Below are 19,686 nucleotides of genomic sequence, written 5' to 3' on the forward strand. Positions count from 1 at the left end.
TGGTCCAGACTGTGCCCGTGGTGGGGAATCTTCCTGCGGAGAGCACGAGTTTCATCGGTCGGTCGGTCGAACTGGCCACCCTGGACGGCCTCCTGGAGCGGCACAGGCTCGTGACCGTCACGGGACCCGGCGGGGTCGGAAAATCCCGGCTCGCCCTGCGGACCGTCCGGCGCGTCGAGCGCCGCTACCCCGACGGGGTCTGGTGGGTGGAGCTGTCGCCGCTGCGGGACCGGAACTTACTCGCCGCCACCGTCGCCGACGCCTTCGACGTCTTCGACCAGAGCCTGCGCACCGCCTGCGAGGCACTCTGCTCCTGGCTCGCCGACAAACGCCCGCTCCTGGTGCTCGACACCTGCGAACACCTGATCAGCGCCTGCGGCCACCTGATCGGCGAGCTCCTGCAGACCTCGCCGGGGCTCACCGTCCTCGCCACCAGTCGGCAGCCGCTCGGCCGACCGCAGGAACGTGTCTTCCCCCTGGAGCCGCTGCCCGTCGCGGTGGAGGCGCTGGCGCTGTTCAAGGAACGCGCCACCGAGGCCGTGCCCCACCTCAGCTTCGAGGACCCGGCCCGCGCGGCCGCCGCCGCCGACGTCTGCCGCCGCCTCGACGGGATCCCGCTCGCCCTCGAACTCGCGGGCGCCCGGCTGCGGTTGTGGTCGGTCGAGCAGCTCGCCACCCGGCTCGGCTCCCGCTTCGAGGTGCTCGCCGACACCCGGGTCGCGGCGCTGCCCCGCCACCAGACCATGCGCACCGCGATCGGCTGGAGCCACGAGCTGTGCGAACCGCTCGAACGGCTCCTGTGGGCCCGGCTCTCCGTGTTCGCGGGCGAGTTCGACCTCGCCGCGGCCCAGGACGTCGGCGCGGGCGGCCCGCTGCCCGCGTGCGCCGTCGAACAGGTCCTGGCCGGCCTCATCGACAAGTCGGTCGTCCGCACCCGGCTCGAACCCTCCGGCCGGTTCGGCCACCGCATGCTGGACACCATCCGCGAGTACGGCCTGCGCTGGCTCGACGAACTCGGCGAGAGCTCCGAGGTCGCCGACCGGCACGCCGGACGCTTCCGCCGGATCGCCCACGAGGCCGACGCGGCCTGGATGGGCCCCGGCCAACTCGACCGGTACGCACGACTGGAGGCCGAGCACGCCGATCTGCGCACCGCGCTCGAACACCTCCTCGCGACCGACCCCGAAGCCGCCCTCGACATGGCGGGCTCGCTCTGGTTCGTCTGGTTCTGCTGCGGCCGCCTGCGCGAAGGCCGCGGCTATTTGCAACGCGCCCTGGACGGCTGCCCGGGCCCCGGGCCGTACCGGGCCACCGCCGTGTGGGCGCTCGGCATGTGCGCCTTCCTGCAGGGCGACTTCGTCATGGCGCACCGGCTCGGCGAGGAGTGCGCCCGGACCGCCACCGACCCCGAACTCCGGCTGCGCGCCGCCTACTTGTACGGCGGCAGCGTCCTCATGCCGGGCGACCCCCAGCGGGCCCTCGCGATCATCGACCCCGCCCTTGCCCAGGACACCGGTTTCTCGGCGGGCCGCGTGCTGTGCGCACTCGCCCGGATCTACGCCCTCACCAACCTGGCCCGCCACACCGAGGCGTCCGCCGAAGCCGTGCTCCTTCGCGACGAGTGCGCGGCCCGGGGCGAGCGCTGGATGCGGGCGTACGCCGACTACATGCTGGCGGTCAGCGCGCTCGCCCTGGACCGGCCGGCCGAGGCCGCCGCCCACGCCCGTGCCATGCTGGCCGGCAAACGCCTCCTGCACGACAGCTTCGGCATCGCGATCGGCCTGGACCTGCTGGCCTGCGCCGTCACCGCGCAGGGCGACGGCGAGGACGGCGCGCTGTTCCTCGGCGTCGGCCAGGAGTGCTGGCGCACCGTCGGCAAGGCGCAGATGGGCGCGCCGGAACTGACCGCAGTGCGCGAGCAGTGCGAGCGCCGGGCGCGCGCCGCGCTCGGCGACGGGGCGTTCGACTCGGCCTTCGACCGAGGCGTGGCCACCGGCCTCGACGACGGCCTCGCGCTGGCTCTCAAGGGTGACTCGCCGGACGGGAGTTGACGAAAGCCGCGTGTGGCCGCCCCTGTCCACGCTGCGGCGCTACGGTGGGTGGCGGCCGGTGCCGCAGAGCGACACCCCTTGACCGGCGGGCCTTCGGAGACGATCGGCGGTGAGTACGACGATGCCCACGACCCGCGACACGACCGTCCTGGTGGTCGACGACGTCGACGCCAACCGCTGTGCGATGGGCGCCGTCCTCAGCCGCGCGGGCCACCGCGTCGTATCGCTCGGCACCGCCTCGGCCGCGCTCGTCGAACTCGACGCGCGGCTGCGCGCGGGAGCGCTGCCCGACGCCGCCCTCGTGGACGTGGGCCTGCCCGACATGGACGGCTTCGAACTGTGCCGCCGCCTCAAGTCGCACCCCGGCATCGCGCCCATGCCCGTCGTGCACTTCTCGGCGGCCTCCATCACCCCGCACGACCGCAGCCGGGGCCTGGACGCGGGCGCCGAGGCCTACCTCACCGTGCCCGTCGAGCCCGAGGAGATCCAGGCCGTCATCCGGGCCGCGCTGCGCGGCGCCCGGCTGCGCCACGAATCGGCCGCCCGGGCCGGTCGGCTGAACCACCTCGCCGAGGCGACCGCCGCCCTGCACCGGGCGCGCTGCCCCCAGGAACTCGCGGACGCGGCCGCCGCGGCGGCCATGCCGCTCACCTCGGGCCCGGTCACCGCCTTCGTGTTCGGAACCGACGCCTTCCTCCACGCGGGCGGCGCCGCACGCCCGGCCCGCACCACCGAGATCCCGGCGCTCGCCGTGCTGCTGCGCCGAGCCATGGCGGGCTGCACCGGCGTACGATCCGTGCTCGCCCCGGCCCCGCTGTGGCCGCCGGAACTCTTCGGCAGCGAAGGGGCCCGGCTCGTGCTCGCCCGCGGCCAGGCCGACCAGCCGCCCGTCTGCCTCGCCGTCCCGGCCCGCCTGCCGTACGGCCAGGAGACCGAGGCGCTGCTCTCCCGGCTCGCCCGGTCCCTCGCCGTCGCCGCCGAATCCCTGCGCACCTACGCGGAGGAACGCCACATCGCGCTCACCCTGCAACGCAGCTTCCTGCCGCAGCGCGCACCCCGGCTGCCCGGCGCCGACATCGCCCTGCGCTACGTCCCGGCCTCCAGCCGCGCCGAGATCGGCGGCGACTTCTACACCGCGCTCACCACGCCCGCGGGCCTCCTGGTCGGTGTCGGCGACGTCGTCGGGCACTCCCTGGACGCGGCCACCGTGATGGTCGAACTCCGCCATGCCCTGCGCGCGTACGCCACCGACCACCACGAACCGGCCGCCCTGGTCCGGCGCCTGGACCGGATGCTCCAGCTCTACCACCCCGAGGCGACCGCGACCCTGTGCCTGGCCCTCATCGACCCGGACACGGGCGAGGCCCGCATCGCCGACGCCGGGCACCTGCCGCCGCTGCTCCTGCCCCACCGGGGCGAGGCCTCTTTCATCGAGACGCGGGGCCCGCTGCTCGGCCTCGGCCTGCGCCATCCACCCTCGACGTGCCTCCAACTCGGCCCCCACGACGGCCTGTTGATGCTGACCGACGGCCTCATCGAGCGCCGCGGCACCGACCTCGCGGACTCACTGGAACACCTCAGGCACACCGCGGCCGCGGCCCCGCCCGACACCGAGGCACTCTGCGACACCCTGCTCGACCGATTCGGCAACGACCTGGAGGACGACGTGGCACTGCTCGCCCTACGCCTCAACGCGGACCGAGGCCTTTCTCCATCAGCGTGACCGGGTACGGGCCGCCCCGCCGTTGATCATGCCGCAGGGCTCAGCCCACGCGCGGTGCGGGCACCAGCGGGAGCAGGGCGGCGAGTCGGTCCACCAGCTCGCCGAACGGGCCGTCGGCGGGCTCGTCCGCCAGCATGGGCAGCACGATCGCGGCCATCTCCGGGTCGTAGGCGGCGCTCACCGCGGCGAGCGCCGCGAAGTCGTGGACCAGCTGCAACTCCAGCTCGCCGCGCGGAATCCGCCGCCCGTCCAGCCAGATCAGCGCCGTCGACTCGGCGAGCGAGACCCAGGACCGTACGACCAACTCCAGTCTGGCGGGCGGGTGTTGGACCCCGAGGTGCGCCAGGATCTGGAGGTAGGCGGCGTTGCGCACCTCGTCGATCATGGCGTTCGCGGTGCTTGAGCCGACCGCCGGGCCGCCCCGCATCAGTGCGGAGAAGCCGGGCCCGTGCTCGTCGACGAAGTCGAAGAACCGCCCCATCACCCGCAGCAGCCGGGCGCCGAGCGGGCCCTCGTGCGGCTCCATGAAACGGCCCGCGAGCTCGTCAGCGGCCCGGCGCAGCGCGGCCTCGTACAGGCTCTGCTTGCCGGGGAAGTAGTGATACACCAGCGGCCGCGATATCCCCGCGGCCGCCGCTATCTCGTCGATGGACACATCGTCGGGCGAGCGGTGGCTGAACAGCTCAAGGGCGACCCCGATCAGCTGCTGCCTGCGCTCGTCGACGCCCATCCTGCGCCGTACCCCGGTCGTCATGCGAACAGAGTACCCACGGGGCCCTACAGGTCGAGCACCAGCTTCTTGCCGAGGCACCTCGATACACAGACCAGCATCGAGTCGTCGCGCTCCGCATCCGTGAGCAGCTCGTCGCGGTGGTCGATCTCGCCCTCCAGGACCCGCTGTTGGCAGGTCCCGCAGAAGCCCTGTTCACAGGAGTACGAGACGCCCGGCAGCTCCTCGCGCAGGGCGGCGAGCAGCGACTTGTCCGCCGGGACGGCCAGCGTGCGCCCCGAGCGCCGCAGCTCGACCTCGAACGCGGCGCCCGCCGTGGCCGCACCGGCCGCGAACCGCTCCAGGTGCGGGGTGCGCCCGGGGCCGAGCGCGGCGGTGACCGCGTCCATCAGCGGATCGGGCCCACAGCAGTAAACGACCGCGTCAGCAGGGGAGTTGGCGAGGAAGGAGGCGAGATCCGGCAGCCCGGACTCGTCCTCCGGGACGACCGTGACCCGCCCGCCCAGCTTCTCGATCTCGTCGAGGAAGGGCATGGTGGCCCGCGAACGGCCGCCGTACAGCAGCCGCCAGTCGGCGCCCGAGGCCCCAACTGCCTTGAGCATGGGGAGCATTGGCGTGATCCCGATGCCACCCGCGACGAACACGTACGAGGCGCTCGGCACCAGCGGGAAGCGGTTGCGCGGCCCGCGCACCGACACCTCGACCGCCTCCTGGAGCTGCTCGTGCACCTCGCGCGAACCGCCCCGGCCGTCCTCGACGAGGCGGGTGGCGACGGTGTACGAGGTGCGGTGGGCCGGGTCGCCGCAGAGCGAGTACTGCCGTACGAGACCGGACGGCAGCACCAGATCGAGGTGCGCGCCGGGCTCCCAGGCGGGCAGCTCGGCCCCGTCCAGGGCATCGAGGCGCAGCCGTACGACGCCTTCGGCGGGCTCGGTCCGCTCGGTGACGGTCAGCTTCAGGGTGATGGTGGAACGCCGGGTGCCGCGCCCCGAGACGGGCTCCTCCAGGGCGGGCATCGGCCACAGCGGCGAGGCGGCGATGCGGCGGCGCAGCGCCCGCCGGGTGAGCAGCGCGGCCCCGGCGGCCAGGGCGAACGTGGTGGCACGGCGCATGTCAGCGGCCTCCGTTGGCGCCCGGCGAGGCGGCGAGATAGGCCACGGCCTGGGCCGTGCTGCCCTCCTGCGAGGGGTGATAGGTGCGGCTCAGATAGCGCGGGATGGACTTGAGCATGGCGGGGGTGGAGGGCAGCATGCCCTTCCTGCCGGCCCGGTAGAACTCCCCGAAGCTCGCCCTGCCCTCCGCCAGAGTCGGATCGTTCGCCATGAAGAAACGGGCCCCGCGCTGCCAGAGGAAGGCGAGCGCGGTGAACGCGGTCGCCCAGGTGCGCACCCTGCGGCGGTACCCGCCGTCGACATGCATGAACAGCTCGAAGGCCACCGAGCGGTGCTCGACCTCCTCGGCGCCGTGCCAGCGCAAGAGGTCCAGCATCATCGGGTCGGCGCCGCGCCGGTCCAGGGTTTCGGCGTTGAGGATCCAGTTGCCGAGGAACGCGGTGTAGTGCTCGATCGCCGCGATGGTGGCGACCCGCTCCATCAGCCACCACTCGCGCGCCCTGCCGGGCGGCAGCGTCCGGTCCCCGAGCAGTTTCTCGAAGAGCCAGTCGACCTGCGCGGTGTACGGCGTCGGGTCGAGGCCGAGCTTCTTCAGGTGGGGGAGCACGTCGTCGTGCGCGGCGGAGTGCATCGCCTCCTGCCCGATGAAGCCGATGACGTCCTCGCGCAGCCGGTCGTCCGTGATGTGCGGAAGCACCTGCTTGTACACGTGCACGAACCAGCGCTCACCGGCCGGCAGCAACAGGTGCAGCACATTGATGGTGTGGCCGGTGAACGGGTCGCCGGGTATCCAGTGGAGCGGGGTCTTCTCCCACTCGAACGAGACGTTCCGGGCCCTGAGCTCGATGCGCTCCTCCGCGACCGGAGCGGGCTGCGGCGTATTAGACATGGCGTCAATGTACTGACGGGTACGCCGCAGCGACAGGGGTGCGCACCGGATTGTTGGACGGATCGGTCAGGCACCGGCTCTCAGCGCAGGGTGCTGATCGGAGTCCCGTCCGTGAGCCGTCCGTCGAGCTCGGCGCGCGCACCCTCCTTGGCCCGTACGGCAAGCAGGTTGCCCCGTCCGCTGCCGGTCATTCCGCCGGACAGGGTCACCGACGACACCTGCTCGCTGCCCGCCGCGAGCACGAACCAGTTCCCGCCGCGCGACTTCCACAGCACCCCGGCGAGGACCCGTGCCTCGCGGACCCCGCAGGCCGCGGAGTTCTCGGCGCGGGCCGCGATCGCACCCGGCGCGAGCTTGGCGGAGGGCGCCTGGAACTGGGCGAACACCCGGCTGCCCGCACCCCGCCAGGTCTCGGCCCGGGTGCAGATCCAGTCGGCGGTGCCGTTGTTCTCGGGCAGCGCCTGCTGGGCGAACTGCCAGTCGTTGACGGAGCGCACCCCGTGCGAGCGGACGGTGGGCAGCAGGCACGCGGTCCGCGCCCAGCCCTGGCGCGCGGAGCGGTCGTCGACGTCGCGGGCGTCGTGGGGCGGCCCCCACGTCAGGCGCGCGGGAGCCAGCTCGCCGAGGTCGGTGACGAGCCGCACCCCGCTGTCGTCGTGGAATTCGAGCGCCTCCCAGGACGTGCACTGCTGGGCCTGGGCGGGCGAGACGACCGGGTCGGTCACCCCGTCCTTGTCCCGGTGCAGCGGCCGCGCGGAGGCGTCCGGAGCCAGCAGATCGCGTACGGAGGCCTGGCGCACCCAGGGCGCGGTCAGATAGCGCACGTTGCCGTCGGTCCGGCCCACCACGAGCGCGCTCGCGGACGCGGTGTCGGCGGCATCCACGCGCGCGAAGTCGAGCGCGGCCCCGGCCGTGCCGTCGCGCGGCTCGGCGTAGCGGGCGACCCGCAGCCCGTCGTAGAGCAGCACGACCCTGGCCCGGTCCACATCGCCCGCGAACAGGAGTTGGGGCGCGCCCATCGGCGGACCCGACGGGGTGCCCGGCGTCGCCGAGACCTGCACGGACTCGCCCGGCCGCGCCCACACCGCGAGCGCCCGCCGCAGCAGCGCCGAGTCGCCGACCAGATCGCCCCGGGCCGGCCACACCGAGAAGTCCGTACGGGTCGCGGTCGTCCACGCCGTGGGCTCGACCCGCAGCAGATGGCCGGGGTCGAGCGCGGCCTGGGCCGCCGGGTTCTGCGCGTAGGGCGGCGCGGCCGCGCCGTCGGGCCCCCAGCCGTCGCCCGGCAGGCCGATGAGCGCCCCGCACACCACGAGCGCGGCCACGGCGGCGAGCGCGGCACGGCCGTGCTGGCGGCGCCGCATCAGATCGGTGGGCCGGGCCTGGAGCGAGCAGGGGTCGAACTCGGCGGATTCCAGCAGCCCGGCCTGCGGCTCGGTGGTGTCGGCCTCGGCCAGCGCCCGGCGCGCCTCGGTGACCCCGGCCGCGTTCAGCTCCGCGCACACCTCGTCGTCGCCGAGGCGCTCAAGACCGCGCAGCACGTAGGCCGCCCGGGCGGGCCCGGAGAGGGCGGAAAGGCGCTGGTCCAGGGCGAGTTCATCGGCGCCGCCCGAACGCGGGAACAGCCTCAGGCCCCAGACCTGCGGCAGCAGCGGCGGGAACTGCGCCCGCTTGGGCCAGGCCTTGCGGCGCAGCGGAAGCCCCGCTTCGAGCGCCTGGCGCACCACGCGCCGCCGCACGTACACATACCCCGGGTCGCCGCCGGCCTCGGCCCGCCGCGCCCCGGGGATCAGCCCGTTGTCGGGGCCGTCGCCGGAGCCGCTCCGGCCGCGCGGCAGTGAGCGCTGCACGATCGCGTGCGCGGTCACCACCCGGCGGTTGCGCCCGAGCGATGGCGGAAGTACGAGATAGGCGAGCCGCACCAGTCGCGGATAGTGCTCGACGAGCGCGGCCTCGGCCTGCTCGACGCCGACGAAGGGGGCGGGTGGGTTGAGGATGTCCTGCTCTGGGGCCACGTTCAGCAAAACGAGCGAATGTGGAGATGGTCACCCCGTACCCAACCGGCTGACCCCTCAGGCGAGTTGACGCCGATGCGAGTCGATCACGCGATGAGCCGTTCGCGCAGCCGGGCCACCGCGTCGTCCGGCACCCCGAGCCCCTCGCGGGCGTACTTCTCCATCGAGCCGTACTTCGCGGCGACCTCGTCGAGGGCCGCCGCCAGGTACTCCGGTACGACGCCGATGATGGCGAGCGCGATCTCCGGGTCGCCGCCCTGCGCGGTGAACCCCTCGATGAGCGGGGCGAAGGCCTGGCGCACGGCCGGGTTGACGGACAGGTACTCGCGCTCGACGGTCGCCTCGTCGGCGCCGAGCAGCGTCAGGATCACCGTCGCCGCCCAGCCGGTGCGGTCCTTGCCCGCCGTGCAGTGGAAGAGCAGCGGGCCCGCGTCGTCGGCGGCGAGCTCCGTCAGGAGCGTGCGGTAGGCGGAGCGCGCCGAGTGGGACGAGACCAGCGAGCGGTAGGTGTCGGCGAACAGGGCCTGCGCCTTGCCGCCGCCGAGGTGCTCCTCGGCCACGACCGGGTCGGCCAGGATGTGCTTGAGCTGGGCGGCGGCGGGCGCGCCGGTCGCCGAGATCTTGTCGGCCAGCGCGTCGGCGACGACGAGCCGGGCCCCGGCCGGCACCCGGTCGGGGTGGTCGGCGCGCTCGGCGTCGGTGCGGAAGTCGAGGATCGTACGCAGCCCGAGCGCGGCCACCGCCGGATCGGCCGCCGGGTCCATGCGGTCGAGCTGACCGGCGCGGAAGACCAGGCCGGAGCGGACCGTGCGGCCGCCGGACAGCGGGGTGTCGCCGAGGTCGCGCAGGTTGGCGACGGTGGTGGCGGGGATCGCGATCATGTGCGGGCGGCTCCTGAGCGGGTGAAATCTACCGGTTTCGATCCGAACGGTAGTCCACGGCCGCCGCCACTCCGAGACCGAGCCCCAGTGCCGCGAAATTTCCCGCGTCCGTGGAGCCACCACCCTGCCGCCTCTTCGCGTTTTGAGAATCGCCAAGTCGCCTTGTTTATACGGGAGTTGGAGGCAAGATGGGGTGATGCGAAACAATGCACGAGTGGCCCTTGGGGTGGTTGTGGCCGTCGCGGTGGTGACCGGCTGCGGTACGTCGTCCCACGCGCCCCTGACCGCGAGCGGAACCCTGGAGCAGCTGGCCGCCCGGGCCGACTGCAAGCCCGTCGTCTCGACGAATTCGGCCGAGCTGCGGCAGGCCAACTGCACGACCAAGGACGGCCGTTACGTGCTCGCCACCTTTGCCACCGACCGCGGCCAGCGGGAGTGGATCAACGAGGCGCGGGACTACGGCGGCGTCTATCTGGTCGGGCGCAAGTGGGTGGCGGTCGGCGAACAGCCGGTGGTCACGGCACTGCACGGCCGGCTCGGTGGCAGTGTCGAGACCGGGACCATGCATTCCGGACACTGACCGAGGCGGCCGCGCAGCGGCAGTTGCCTCCTCGCGCGCTCGCGCGCAGGGGGGTCAGGCGCAGGAGCGCCCGGTGTTGATGCAGTTCACCGCCTTTCCCATCAGCTGATCGCTGAAGACGTCGATGAAGTCACCGTGATCGGTGACGGGCTTGTGGAGCTGCTCGGGGAACGAGTCCACGGCGAAGGCGCCGGCCTTGGCCGGGACGTCGTAGACGATGCGCTGCACGAGCTGGGGAATCGCTTTGAATCCGGCGGGGCAGGCACCCCTTTTGTCCGCGAAGGCGACGTGGGTGCGGTGATTGGCGCTGTCGGTGTTCTTTCCGTCCCAGCAGCTCTGGAATTTAAAGGTACGGACCACCTGGCTGCCCTGCGGGCACAGCGGATATTTGTCCTTGAGCTGGCGGTTCTCGAATCCGGTGCAGCTCCAGGAGGCATTGGCGTTCGCATTGCCGTTGGTGAACGCCTTGGCGTCACCCGTGATGATCCGCAGGAACCGGGGCATCGCGGTGACCTTGCTCACCGGACTTCCGACCAATTGGATCGTGGCCTGCGCCGGGGTCTGAATCTTTCCGACGTTCTTGTCCTTGCCGCCGCCGTCCGCGTTGGCGTCGATGTCGTTGCCCTGGTTCAGGATCCGTACGACCGGCCAGTAATAGGTGGACTTGTCGCCCTGATTGCGGCAGCTGGTGTTGCCCCGGGCCAGATCGGCATCGCTGGAGAAGGCATCCGTCGCCTGGTTTCCGACGTAATCGTGCATATGGTGGGCGCCATTGCTCACGCCCGGCGCGACGATGACGTTGTCGGGGTTGCGTTTTCCGTTCTGGTTGCGGCCGCAGTCGCTGGTGAAGGTGCCGGTGGAGGCGCCGCGCCCGGGCCGCGGGGTGGCGACGTTCGGCCGCACGGACCGGATGTCGACGAAGTCGCTGCGTGCGGGGCCGGAGGCGGTGACGTTGTCGGCGGCGTTCTGGCCGTTGGCCTGGTTGCCGTTCTGATCATTGGACGCCGGGGCGTCCGCGGCCCGCATCGTGCAGGCGGCGAGCCCCTTGTCGTTCAGGTCCGGCTGACCGGTGGCGTCCGCGATCTTGCCGATGGAATCGGTGCGTTGCCGTTTCAGCGGGTTGAGCACCATCGTGTCCGCGAGGCGGGGATCGCGCTGGATGCGGTCCTTGTTGTCGGCGAACTTCGTATAGGCGTCGGTGATCTGCGTATCGAGGTCGGCGAGTCGGCGGTCTACGCGCGATTTCGCGGAATCGGGCACGGTGGACAGGGAATTGCCCACATCCGGACAGTCGATGGTCGACAACATCTGCATCTGCGCCATGTCGTGCCCGGACGACCCTTGGCCGCCCGCATCACCTTCACTGGCGGAGGCGTAGAAATTGACCGCGACGAGCCCGCCTCCGCCCAGGATGAGTGCGGCCGCGGCCATCATCATCCGGCGGGGGAGGGCCTGCCGTTTTCGTGGTGAGCGTGAGATGCGTCCCATGGAACTCCTTCGCTTGAAGCGCGCAGTTCCATACGGATGGGAAGGGTGGGGCGTTCAACGCCTCAGGAGATTCACGGGAGTTGAGACTCCCTCAGGGTTTACCGCGCCTGCTTCACCGCGCGCAGCACCACGAACTTCGGGTCGGACGCCATGAGTTCGCAGTTGCCGAACATGCGGCGGAGCTTCTCGTGGTAGCCGAGGTGCCGGTTGCCGACCACCCACAGCTCGCCGCCCTCGCGCAGCGCCGTGCGGGCGTCCGCGAACATGCGCGAGGAGGTGCGGTCCGTCGTCGCCTGGTGGGTGTGGAACGGCGGGTTGTTCAGGACCAGGTCGGCCGTGCCGGGTTCGAAGTCCGCCAGGCCGTCGCCCAGCCGGAACTCGGCCTCGCGCGCGGGCCCCGCGCACATCCGGAACGTCGCCTCGGCCGAAGCCATCGCGGGGTGCGACTCGTCGGCGAAGGTGATCCGCGCCTCGGGGTTGGCGAGCGCCGCCGCCGTACCCACGATGCCGTTGCCGCAGCCCAGGTCCACCACGTGGTCCGGGCCGGTGCGCTCGGGCAGGTGCTGGAGCAGGAAGCGGGTGCCGATGTCGAGGCGGTCGGCGCAGAACACCCCGGCGTGATTGGTCACCGCGAGCCCGGAGGCGGGGCCGATGCCCAGTTCCAGGGAGTACGTCAGCGGCCACGGGTTCTTGGGCCTGGCCAGCGCCGGGTCCGGGGTGGTGAAGATGAGGCGGGCCTTCTTCTCGGCCAGCGAGGTCTTCGTCGGGCCGAGGATCCGCTCGAACAGGCTCAGCGTCGAGGTGTGGATCTCCTTGACCATGCCGGTGCCGACGACGACCGTGCCCGCGTGCACCGAGGGCGCGATCCGGTGCAGCTGGTCCTCCAGGAGCCCCAGGCTCTTGGGCACCCGCACGAGCAGCACGTCGACCCGCTCGGGCACCTCGTCCCGCGTCGACAGCAGGCGTACGGAATCCGGCGCGGAGCCCGCCCGCGCCAGATTGGCCCGGGTCGCCTCCTGGGCCAGGAACGAGTCGCTGATCTGGACGGGGCCGTGCTCGGCAAGGGCCGTGGTGAGCGCGCCCCAGCGGTCGCCGGTGACGACGACGGTCCCCGAGAGGTCAAGGTCCGTGATCCCGGCCAGGTGCCGCAACAGATAGTCGTCGGCGGCGTCCCAGGCCCGCAGCGGGTCGCGGGGGTCTTCGGGGAATCGGGTCAGGTCGTGCTCGCCCCAGGGCGTGATCATGCGGTTCATTGTTTTGCCAGGCTAACCCGAAACCGCCGCGGAACCCCGCAGTCGCGTCGCGGCCCCGGCCCCGGCCCCCGCCCGCCTCAGCCGCGGTCGAGGTAGGCGAGCACCGCGAGGACCCGGCGGTTGTCGTCGTCGGAGACCGGCAGGCCCAGCTTCGCGAAGATGTTGGACGTGTGCTTGGCGATGGCCCGCTCGGTCACGACGAGACGCTCGGCTATCGCCGCGTTGGAGCGGCCCTGCGCCATCAGCTCCATCACCTCCAGCTCGCGCGGGGTGAGCCCGCCCATCGGCTCGTCCTGCGCGCGGCGGGACAGGAGCTGCTGGATGACCTGCGGGTCCATCGCGGTGCCGCCGCCCGCGACCCGGCGTACCGCGTCGACGAACTGCGCCGCGTCGAACACCCGGTCCTTGAGGAGGTAGCCGACCCCGCCGTTGCCGTCCGCGAGGAGCTCGCGCGCGTACAGCTGCTCCACGTGCTGGGACAGGACCAGGACCGGCAGGCCGGGCCGGGCGCGGCGGGCGGCGAGCGCGCACTGGAGGCCCTCGTCGGTGTGCGACGGCGGAAGCCGGACGTCGACGATCGCGACGTCCGGCTCCAGTTCCGCCAGCGCCCGGGTCAGCTCGGGGCCGCTCTCCACGGCGGCGAGGATCTCGAAGTCGAACGCCTCCAGCATTCTGACCAGGCCGTCGCGGAGCAGGAACAGGTCCTCGGCTAGGACAACTCGCAAGGGATCTCCATGGTCACCAGGGTGGGACCGCCCGCGGGGCTGCTGACGGCCAGGACGCCGTCGAATGTACCGAGCCGGCGCTCGACCCCGGCCAGGCCGGTGCCCGCCCCGGTCCTCGCGCCGCCCTTGCCGTTGTCGCCGACCGACACGCGCAGCGCGCCCGACTCGTACGACAGGTCCACCCAGATGCTGTCCGCGTCCGCGTGCTTGACCGCGTTGGTGAGCGCCTCGCTGACCGCGAAGTACGCGGCCGACTCGACCGGCGCCCCGGCGCGGGCCCGCGGCGGCAGGTTCACCGACACGTCGGTCGGCACCGGCAGCCGCAGCGCCAACGCCCGTACGGCGTCCGCGAGTCCGCGCTCGGCCAGGACCGGCGGGTGGATGCCGCGCACCAGGTCGCGCAGCTCGGCCAGTGCCTCGGCGGAGGACTCGCGGGCCGTCGCGAGGAGCTGCTTGGCCTTCGCCGGGTCCGTCTCGACGAGCGCCTCGATGGTGCCCAGGTGCATGCCCATGGCGACCAGGCGGGCCTGCGCCCCGTCGTGCAAGTCCCGCTCGATGCGGCGCAGTTCGGCCGCCGAGCTGTCCACCGCGTCGTGCCGGGTCTCGGTGAGCCGGTCGACGCGCCGCGCCAGCGCGGCCTCGCGGGACGGGGCGAGCAGCGCCCGGGCCAGCTGGAAGTGGCCGCGCAGCAGGGCCGGGTTGACGAACATGGCGAGCACGAACATCGCGGTGCCGAGCGCCGCCGCGGCGTTCGCGCTCTGCTGGCTGACGACGTGGACGAACAGGAACCAGTCGCCGCCCGCGTCCGCGATCGGCCGCCACACGCCGAGTGCGAGGACCCAGCCGTACGCCATGTACAGGATCAGCGTCGGCGGCAGCAGCGCGGTGAGGAACCCGGCCGTCATGTCGGCCACCATCCAGCGCAGGTCGTGCCAGGTCGCCGGGTCGCGCAGCATGACCGTGCACCGCCCGACCCAGCCGGTCAGACCCCGCCGGTGCGGCAACGGCCGGTACGCCGACGGGATCCGCACCCCGCTCCAGCGGGCGGCCAGCTCGCGCCGGAAGTTCGCGTGGGCCCGCACCCGCCCGATGGCCAGCGGGGTGGCCAGCACGCCGACGCCGATGGGTATGAGGGCGATGGAGACGACGCTGAGCGTGAACAGCAGGATCGACCCGACGATCGAAACGAGGCTCAACGCGAAGCCCCGAACCCCCGCGAGCAGCGCGTCCCGTGCTTTGGCCGCGTTCATGTGCTTCCCCGTCTCCCTAGTGCCCGGCCTCCAGTGTCGCCGGGCCGACCGCCGCCGGTCACTGGGCTCCGCCCCCGCTTCAGGGGTGTTGCCGGCAACACCCCTTGGCCTCGCGCTCTGCCCGGTCGGCGAGGCACCGTACGAAGGGAGACGGGGGCGCCGCACGCAAAGGGGCGGGGCGCCGGTCGACGCCCCGCCTTTCAACTCCCTTGTCAGGGCGCGTACTTGTACCCCACGCGCCGCACCGTCTGGATCGCTCCGCGATGCTCCGCGCCCAGCTTGCGGCGCAGCCGGGCGACATGGACGTCGACCGTGCGGCCGTCGCCGACGTGGCCGTAGCCCCAGACCGTGGTGACGAGCTGGTCGCGGGTGTGCACCCGGTGCGGGTGCGCCACCAGGTGGGCCAGCAGCTCGAATTCGAGGTAGGTGAGGTCGAGCAGGGCCCCGTCCACCTCGGCCGTGCGCCGCACGGTGTCGATCCGCACGAGCGTGTCCCCGCCGAAGGGGGCGGGCCCGACCGGGACGGGCGTCAGGGGCTCGGGCGCCGCGGCGAGCAGCGCGGGCTGCTGGTCGGCCGGGACGAGCACCAGATAGCCGACCATCGGCGGCTGGCCCGGCAGCGCGGGCAGGGTGTGCTGGGGGGCGGGCAGCCAAGTGGCGCCCGGCGGAAGGAAGTCGATGACCTGGGACGGGGCAGGACGGGCCACCTCGTCGCGGTCCACGGCCCGCAGCCGGTGCCGGCCGAGCGGCAGGGGGGTGTGGGCGTCGGCGGAGGGGAGGGTACGGGTGTTCGCCATGAGGGGTCAGCTCTTTCGCGCGGGGAGTCGTCGGCAGGAGACGTACGTCGTTGCGCGCGGGCCGAAGGCCTGGAGTGGATCGAGGCGTTAGAGGGCCGGCGCGTTCGTCGCGCGGCAACACACCCGGTCGAAGTCGTGGTCCTGACGGGACGGCCAGAACGGCTCAAGGTCGCTGCGACCTGTCACGGGGTTCTGGATGCTGGCCATGTCCCCATTCAACCAGACGATCCGCCCGGCGCAGCAGCCCCTCCCACGGACTGATACGGATCCTTGGCGGAGCGTGACCGGAATCCACCCCTCCACGACGGAACCCCGAAGGGCGCCCGCCGCACCAGCGGCAGACGCCCTTCGAAACCGGGGTGGACGGCTCAGACCTGGCCGGCCTTCTCCAGACCGGTGCAGCAGGTGTCGACGATGAGGCGGGTCACCACGTACGGGTCGACGTTGGCGTTGGGGCGGCGGTCCTCGATGTAGCCCTTCTGGTCCACCTCGACCTGCCACGGGATGCGCACCGAGGCGCCGCGGTCGGAGACGCCGTACTTGTACTGGTCCCACGGGGCGGTCTCGTGCAGGCCGGTCAGGCGGTCGTCGATGCCGGCGCCGTAGTTCTTGACGTGGTCCATGGGCTTGGAGCCCTCGCCGAGCGCCTCGCACGCGGTGATGATCGCGTCGTAGCCCTCGCGCATCGCCTTCGTCGAGAAGTTGGTGTGCGCGCCCGCGCCGTTCCAGTCGCCCTTGACCGGCTTGGGGTCGAGGGTGGCGGAGACGTTGAAGTCCTCGGCGGTGCGGTAGAGCAGCCAGCGGGCGATCCACAGCTGGTCGGAGACCTCCAGCGGGGAGAGCGGGCCGACCTGGAACTCCCACTGTCCCGGCATCACTTCGGCGTTGATGCCGGAGATGCCGAGGCCCGCGGCGAGGCAGTGGTCGAGGTGCTTCTCGACGATCTCGCGGCCGAAGATCTCGTCCGCGCCGACGCCGCAGTAGTAGCCGCCCTGCGCGGCCGGGAAGCCGCCGACGGGGAAGCCGAGCGGGCGGTCGCCGTCGAAGAACGTGTACTCCTGCTCGATGCCGAAGATCGGCTCCTGCCCCGCGAACCGCTCGGCGAGCGGACGCAGCAGGGCACGCGTGTTGGACTCGTGCGGGGTGCCGTCGATGTTCAGGACCTCGCACAGCACGAGGAGGTTCTCGCCGCCGCGGATCGGGTCCGGGCAGGAGAACACCGGCTTCAGGACGCGGTCCGAGGCGTGGCCCTCGGCCTGGTTGGTGCTGGACCCGTCGAAGCCCCAGATGGGCAGCTCGGCGACGGCGACGGGCGAACCGGCCATGATCTTCGTCTTGGAACGGAGCTTGGCGGTCGGCTCGGTGCCGTCGATCCAGATGTACTCGGCCTTGTACGTCACGGAAGCCATCCTTTGCGGGAGCTGCGGGGTGCCTGCGCGCTGCCACGCTGCGGGCGCTGCTGTATGCCCGGCAGCCTCACACCCCGGCATTTCCCGTCCGTTGCCCGTTTGTGAACCCGGTGTTACCTGGGGTGCCGCAGCAGTGCCGCGAAGCCCGCATTGCGGATCCGCCTCGTCAGTTCCTCCGGTACGGTGCCCAGCGCCTCGGCGGTTCGTACCGGGTCCCAGTCGTGGGCGGCCAGGCTCTGGAGCAGATGACCGCGCCGCACCTGGTTCTCGGAGAGCCGGAACGTCTTCAGATACGCCACCCTGCCCTTGCGGTCGGTGATCGCCTCGCCGATGTGCTGGGCGGCGCCGCCCCGGTGGAACGGCGGCAGGAAGCGCCACAGGTCGAAGCCGCCCATCCGGTACACCCGGCTGAAGGCGTACGAGGTGTCGTACAGCTCGGCGGCCATGACCGTGTCGTGCGCCTCGCGCCAGGCCCGCTCCTGTGCGCGGGCCGCCGCCCGCAGGTCCGCGAGCGTGCGCACGTGCCGGTCGTCGACGCGGGCGGTGAACTCGGCGATCGGGCGCCCGTACTGCGCGTACTGGTGGATCAGCTCGCCGAACAGGTCCTGGAGCAGGGTGGCGTGCAGCGCCCGGTAGTCGTCCGGGTGCGGCACCGCGAAGGCGGCACCGAGTGCGTCCGCCGCGTACACGAGGACACCGCACTGGCCCGGGTGGATCTCGAACACCCGCAGTGCGTCGGCGAGCTGGGGCACGTCCGCGCCGAGGTAGGCGCTCTCCACGCGCGGCGAGAGCCCGCCGCGCAGCGCCTGGCGCGACCAGGTGTCCCACTGCACACAGGGGCCGCCGAAGTGCAGCGCCAGATAGCCCTCAAGGGCCAGGTGCAGCGGCAGGAAGCGCAGCCGGTTGCCGGGCCGCCGCTTCGCCATCCGGTGCAGCGCCAGCCGGCTCGCCGGCGCGTCGCCCAGCGCCGTGCCGTACGCGGCCGAAGGGCCCTCGCCCGACCAGTCGGCCACGAAGCCGTGCGGGATGTAGGAGGTGTAGCGGGTGGTGTGGTTCAGGCGCACGTCCGCGCCCACCGGGTCCGCGTACACCTCGCGGCTCAGCCGCAGCCCCGCCACCGGCTCCGCGCGCAGCAACGGCACGAGCCGGATGCCGCCCCACACCTGGGCGGGCCCGGCGCTGAGCCCGGTCAGGTCGAGCGAGGTCATCGGCTGCCCCCGGTGAAGTCGGCCGTGCGGCGGTCCAGATACGTGTACAGCTCGGTCAGGCCCGTGCGTCCCTCGGCGAACTCGGCGATCTCCACCAGGGCGGGCAGGTCCTCGGCGTCGCGGATGCCGGCCGTGGGCACCGAGGGGGCGAGGCGGCGCACGTCGAAGCCGTCCGCGTCGTATACGGGGTTCACATGGACGACACGGGTGCGGCGGTCCGGGGCGAGCCGGGTGCGCCACACCCGCAGCACCTCGCCCGCCAGGCCCGGCGGCGCGTTGTCCCAGCCGTCGGAGACGATCACGAGCCGCTCGGGGGAGTCGTCGAGCGCGTCCAGGACGCACGAGCCGAGCGGGGTCGCGCCGGACGGCCGGACCAGCAGCGGATCCGTGCCGCCCGAGGTCCACCGGCCGCGGTACGCCCCCGCACCGGCCAGCGCGGCCAGGAGGAAGTGGCAGGCCAGGGCCACCGCGAGCGGGCGGCGCCGCTTCTCGCCGGAGCCGCCGGAGGAGTAGCTGTCGTCGAGCACCGCCGAGACGCGGCCCCAGCTGCCCGCGTGGGGCCCGGCCGCGCGCAGCGCCGAGGCCCGCAGCGCGCCCGTCAGCTCGGCCCGGCGCCGCGCCCGCTCGTCGAGGCCCAGCGAGAGGACGTACAGCGCGAGCCGGGTCAGCGGCATGGTGGCCAGGTCGGCGGGGGCGGCCCCGGCCCGCGACTGGATGCGCAGCCGCTCCAGGCGGGTGGTGCGGGGCGCGATCCGCTCCAGGAACACCTCGCGCGGCACCCCGTGCCGGGCCGCGAACCCCTCGGCAACGGTGAACGGCAGCTCGTACAGGGCGGCCTGCTCGTAGTGCGCGCGGCGGTGGGCGTCGAGCAAGGGGTGCTCGTAGCGGGGCCGGCGGCCGGGCCGGAACAGGAAATCCCCCAACTCCCCACCACCGTAAGGGAGATGGGCGTGCCGGGCCGCGGACTTCAGGGCGCTGCGGTACTTCACCGCGTCGAACGCCGGGTCCGGGCGGGCCGCGAGCCAGTCGCGGAAGATGGCGCGGGTGCGCCGGTTGTTGACCTTCGCCGCCCGCAGCGCGCGCAGCAGCCGGTACACCCGCTGCGGCGGGAGCACCGCGAGCCGGGCCGCGATCAGTTGCCCCTCGGTGCGCTTCTCCTCGGCGCTCGCCTCGCCCGCGCTCTCCAGGAGGTGGCGGACGATCAGCGCCGCGTTGTGGTCGTTGATGTCCAGGGCGAGCACGGCGGCGTACACCCTGCGGTAGTTGACCCGCACGTACGCGTGGAGGAAGTCGAGCGAGAGCCGCTGCTCGGCCGCGCCCGAGCGGAATTCGCGCTGCCCGGTGGCGGTGACGGCGGCATTGACGAAGAGCAGTACGTCCTCGGCCGCCACGAGGTCGGCGTAGCTCTCCTGAGCCATGTGGGTCCCCCGTGCGTGAAGTGGAAGCCGGCCGGGGAATGGGGGCGCGAGCAGCGAAATGTTTGCTGTAGAGGCAAGTCCCGGAAGTCGCGCCGGAGTCCCGCGGCCGGCCCCGGAAACGTAACATTCCACCCCCCTCGTCCCGCCACCGGAATTC

16 protein-coding genes are annotated in these 19,686 nt (G+C 72.6%); 3 read left to right on the forward strand and 13 right to left on the reverse strand.

The genetic code is table 11. The annotated features are described in order from the left end of the window. Positions 1-17 precede the first annotated feature (17 nt). Together ADK54_RS03285 and ADK54_RS03290 are read left to right on the forward strand one after the other, a co-directional pair. Positions 18-2,051, forward strand: a complete 2,034-nt coding sequence (locus ADK54_RS03285) for an ATP-binding protein (protein WP_053723959.1) — start codon at positions 18-20, stop codon at positions 2,049-2,051. 121 nt (positions 2,052-2,172) lie between these two features. After that, positions 2,173-3,774 (forward strand): fused response regulator/phosphatase, encoded by a 1,602-nt coding sequence (locus ADK54_RS03290; RefSeq protein ID WP_053723960.1) that lies wholly within the window; start codon positions 2,173-2,175, stop codon positions 3,772-3,774. A gap of 40 nt (positions 3,775-3,814) precedes the next feature. Here ADK54_RS03290 and ADK54_RS03295 read toward each other — a convergent pair whose 3' ends face one another. From ADK54_RS03295 to ADK54_RS03315, 5 genes are all read right to left on the reverse strand, one after another. Then, positions 3,815-4,528: a TetR/AcrR family transcriptional regulator gene (locus tag ADK54_RS03295; RefSeq protein ID WP_053723961.1), complete on the reverse strand. Its 714-nt coding sequence runs from the start codon at positions 4,526-4,528 to the stop codon at positions 3,815-3,817. Between the two features lie 23 nt (positions 4,529-4,551). Beyond that, positions 4,552-5,616 carry a PDR/VanB family oxidoreductase gene (locus ADK54_RS03300; RefSeq protein ID WP_053723962.1) on the reverse strand — a complete coding sequence of 355 codons (1,065 nt, stop codon included), beginning with the start codon at positions 5,614-5,616 and terminating at the stop codon, positions 4,552-4,554. Between the two features lies 1 nt (position 5,617). Continuing rightward, positions 5,618-6,505, reverse strand: a complete 888-nt coding sequence (locus ADK54_RS03305; RefSeq protein WP_053723963.1) for a metal-dependent hydrolase — start codon at positions 6,503-6,505, stop codon at positions 5,618-5,620. 80 nt (positions 6,506-6,585) lie between these two features. Next, a complete protein-coding gene (locus ADK54_RS03310) occupies positions 6,586-8,529 on the reverse strand; it encodes a hypothetical protein (RefSeq protein ID WP_053723964.1) in 1,944 nt (647 codons plus the stop codon). A gap of 77 nt (positions 8,530-8,606) precedes the next feature. Beyond that, the gene (locus ADK54_RS03315; RefSeq protein ID WP_053723965.1) at positions 8,607-9,401 is read right to left on the reverse strand and encodes a tyrosine-protein phosphatase; all 795 of its coding nucleotides are present in this window, start codon (positions 9,399-9,401) and stop codon (positions 8,607-8,609) included. Positions 9,402-9,597: 196 nt separating this feature from the next. Between ADK54_RS03315 and ADK54_RS03320 the strand changes: the two genes are divergently transcribed. Beyond that, positions 9,598-9,981, forward strand: a complete 384-nt coding sequence (locus ADK54_RS03320) for a hypothetical protein (protein WP_107090447.1) — start codon at positions 9,598-9,600, stop codon at positions 9,979-9,981. Positions 9,982-10,035: 54 nt separating this feature from the next. Here ADK54_RS03320 and ADK54_RS03325 read toward each other — a convergent pair whose 3' ends face one another. The 8 genes from ADK54_RS03325 to ADK54_RS03360 form a co-directional block, all read right to left on the reverse strand. Continuing rightward, complete coding sequence (locus tag ADK54_RS03325) at positions 10,036-11,418, reverse strand: DUF1996 domain-containing protein (protein ID WP_420717258.1); 1,383 nt, start codon at positions 11,416-11,418, stop codon at positions 10,036-10,038. 149 nt (positions 11,419-11,567) lie between these two features. Continuing rightward, the gene (locus ADK54_RS03330; RefSeq protein ID WP_053723968.1) at positions 11,568-12,713 is read right to left on the reverse strand and encodes a methyltransferase; all 1,146 of its coding nucleotides are present in this window, start codon (positions 12,711-12,713) and stop codon (positions 11,568-11,570) included. Positions 12,714-12,799: 86 nt separating this feature from the next. Next, on the reverse strand, positions 12,800-13,447 hold the full coding sequence (locus tag ADK54_RS03335; RefSeq protein WP_053723969.1) for a LuxR C-terminal-related transcriptional regulator: 648 nt from the start codon (positions 13,445-13,447) through the stop codon (positions 12,800-12,802). Further along, the gene (locus ADK54_RS03340) at positions 13,432-14,697 is read right to left on the reverse strand and encodes a sensor histidine kinase (RefSeq protein WP_053723970.1); all 1,266 of its coding nucleotides are present in this window, start codon (positions 14,695-14,697) and stop codon (positions 13,432-13,434) included. Before ADK54_RS03340 ends, ADK54_RS03335 begins: the two co-directional genes overlap by 16 nt. 212 nt (positions 14,698-14,909) lie before the next feature. Then, positions 14,910-15,494, reverse strand: coding sequence for a winged helix-turn-helix domain-containing protein (locus ADK54_RS03345; RefSeq protein WP_053723971.1), 585 nt, complete (start codon positions 15,492-15,494; stop codon positions 14,910-14,912). Between the two features lie 368 nt (positions 15,495-15,862). After that, a complete protein-coding gene (gene glnII, locus ADK54_RS03350; protein ID WP_053723972.1) occupies positions 15,863-16,894 on the reverse strand; it encodes a glutamine synthetase in 1,032 nt (343 codons plus the stop codon). A gap of 122 nt (positions 16,895-17,016) precedes the next feature. Then, a complete protein-coding gene (locus ADK54_RS03355) occupies positions 17,017-18,111 on the reverse strand; it encodes an ARPP-2 domain-containing protein (protein WP_053723973.1) in 1,095 nt (364 codons plus the stop codon). Continuing rightward, entirely contained in the window at positions 18,108-19,529 is a 1,422-nt protein-coding gene (locus ADK54_RS03360) for a hypothetical protein (protein ID WP_053723974.1), read from the reverse strand. Before ADK54_RS03360 ends, ADK54_RS03355 begins: the two co-directional genes overlap by 4 nt. Positions 19,530-19,686: the final 157 nt, after the last annotated feature.

The sequence above is a fragment of the Streptomyces sp. WM6378 genome (genome assembly GCF_001279695.1).
Taxonomy (GTDB): Bacteria; Actinomycetota; Actinomycetes; order Streptomycetales; family Streptomycetaceae; genus Streptomyces.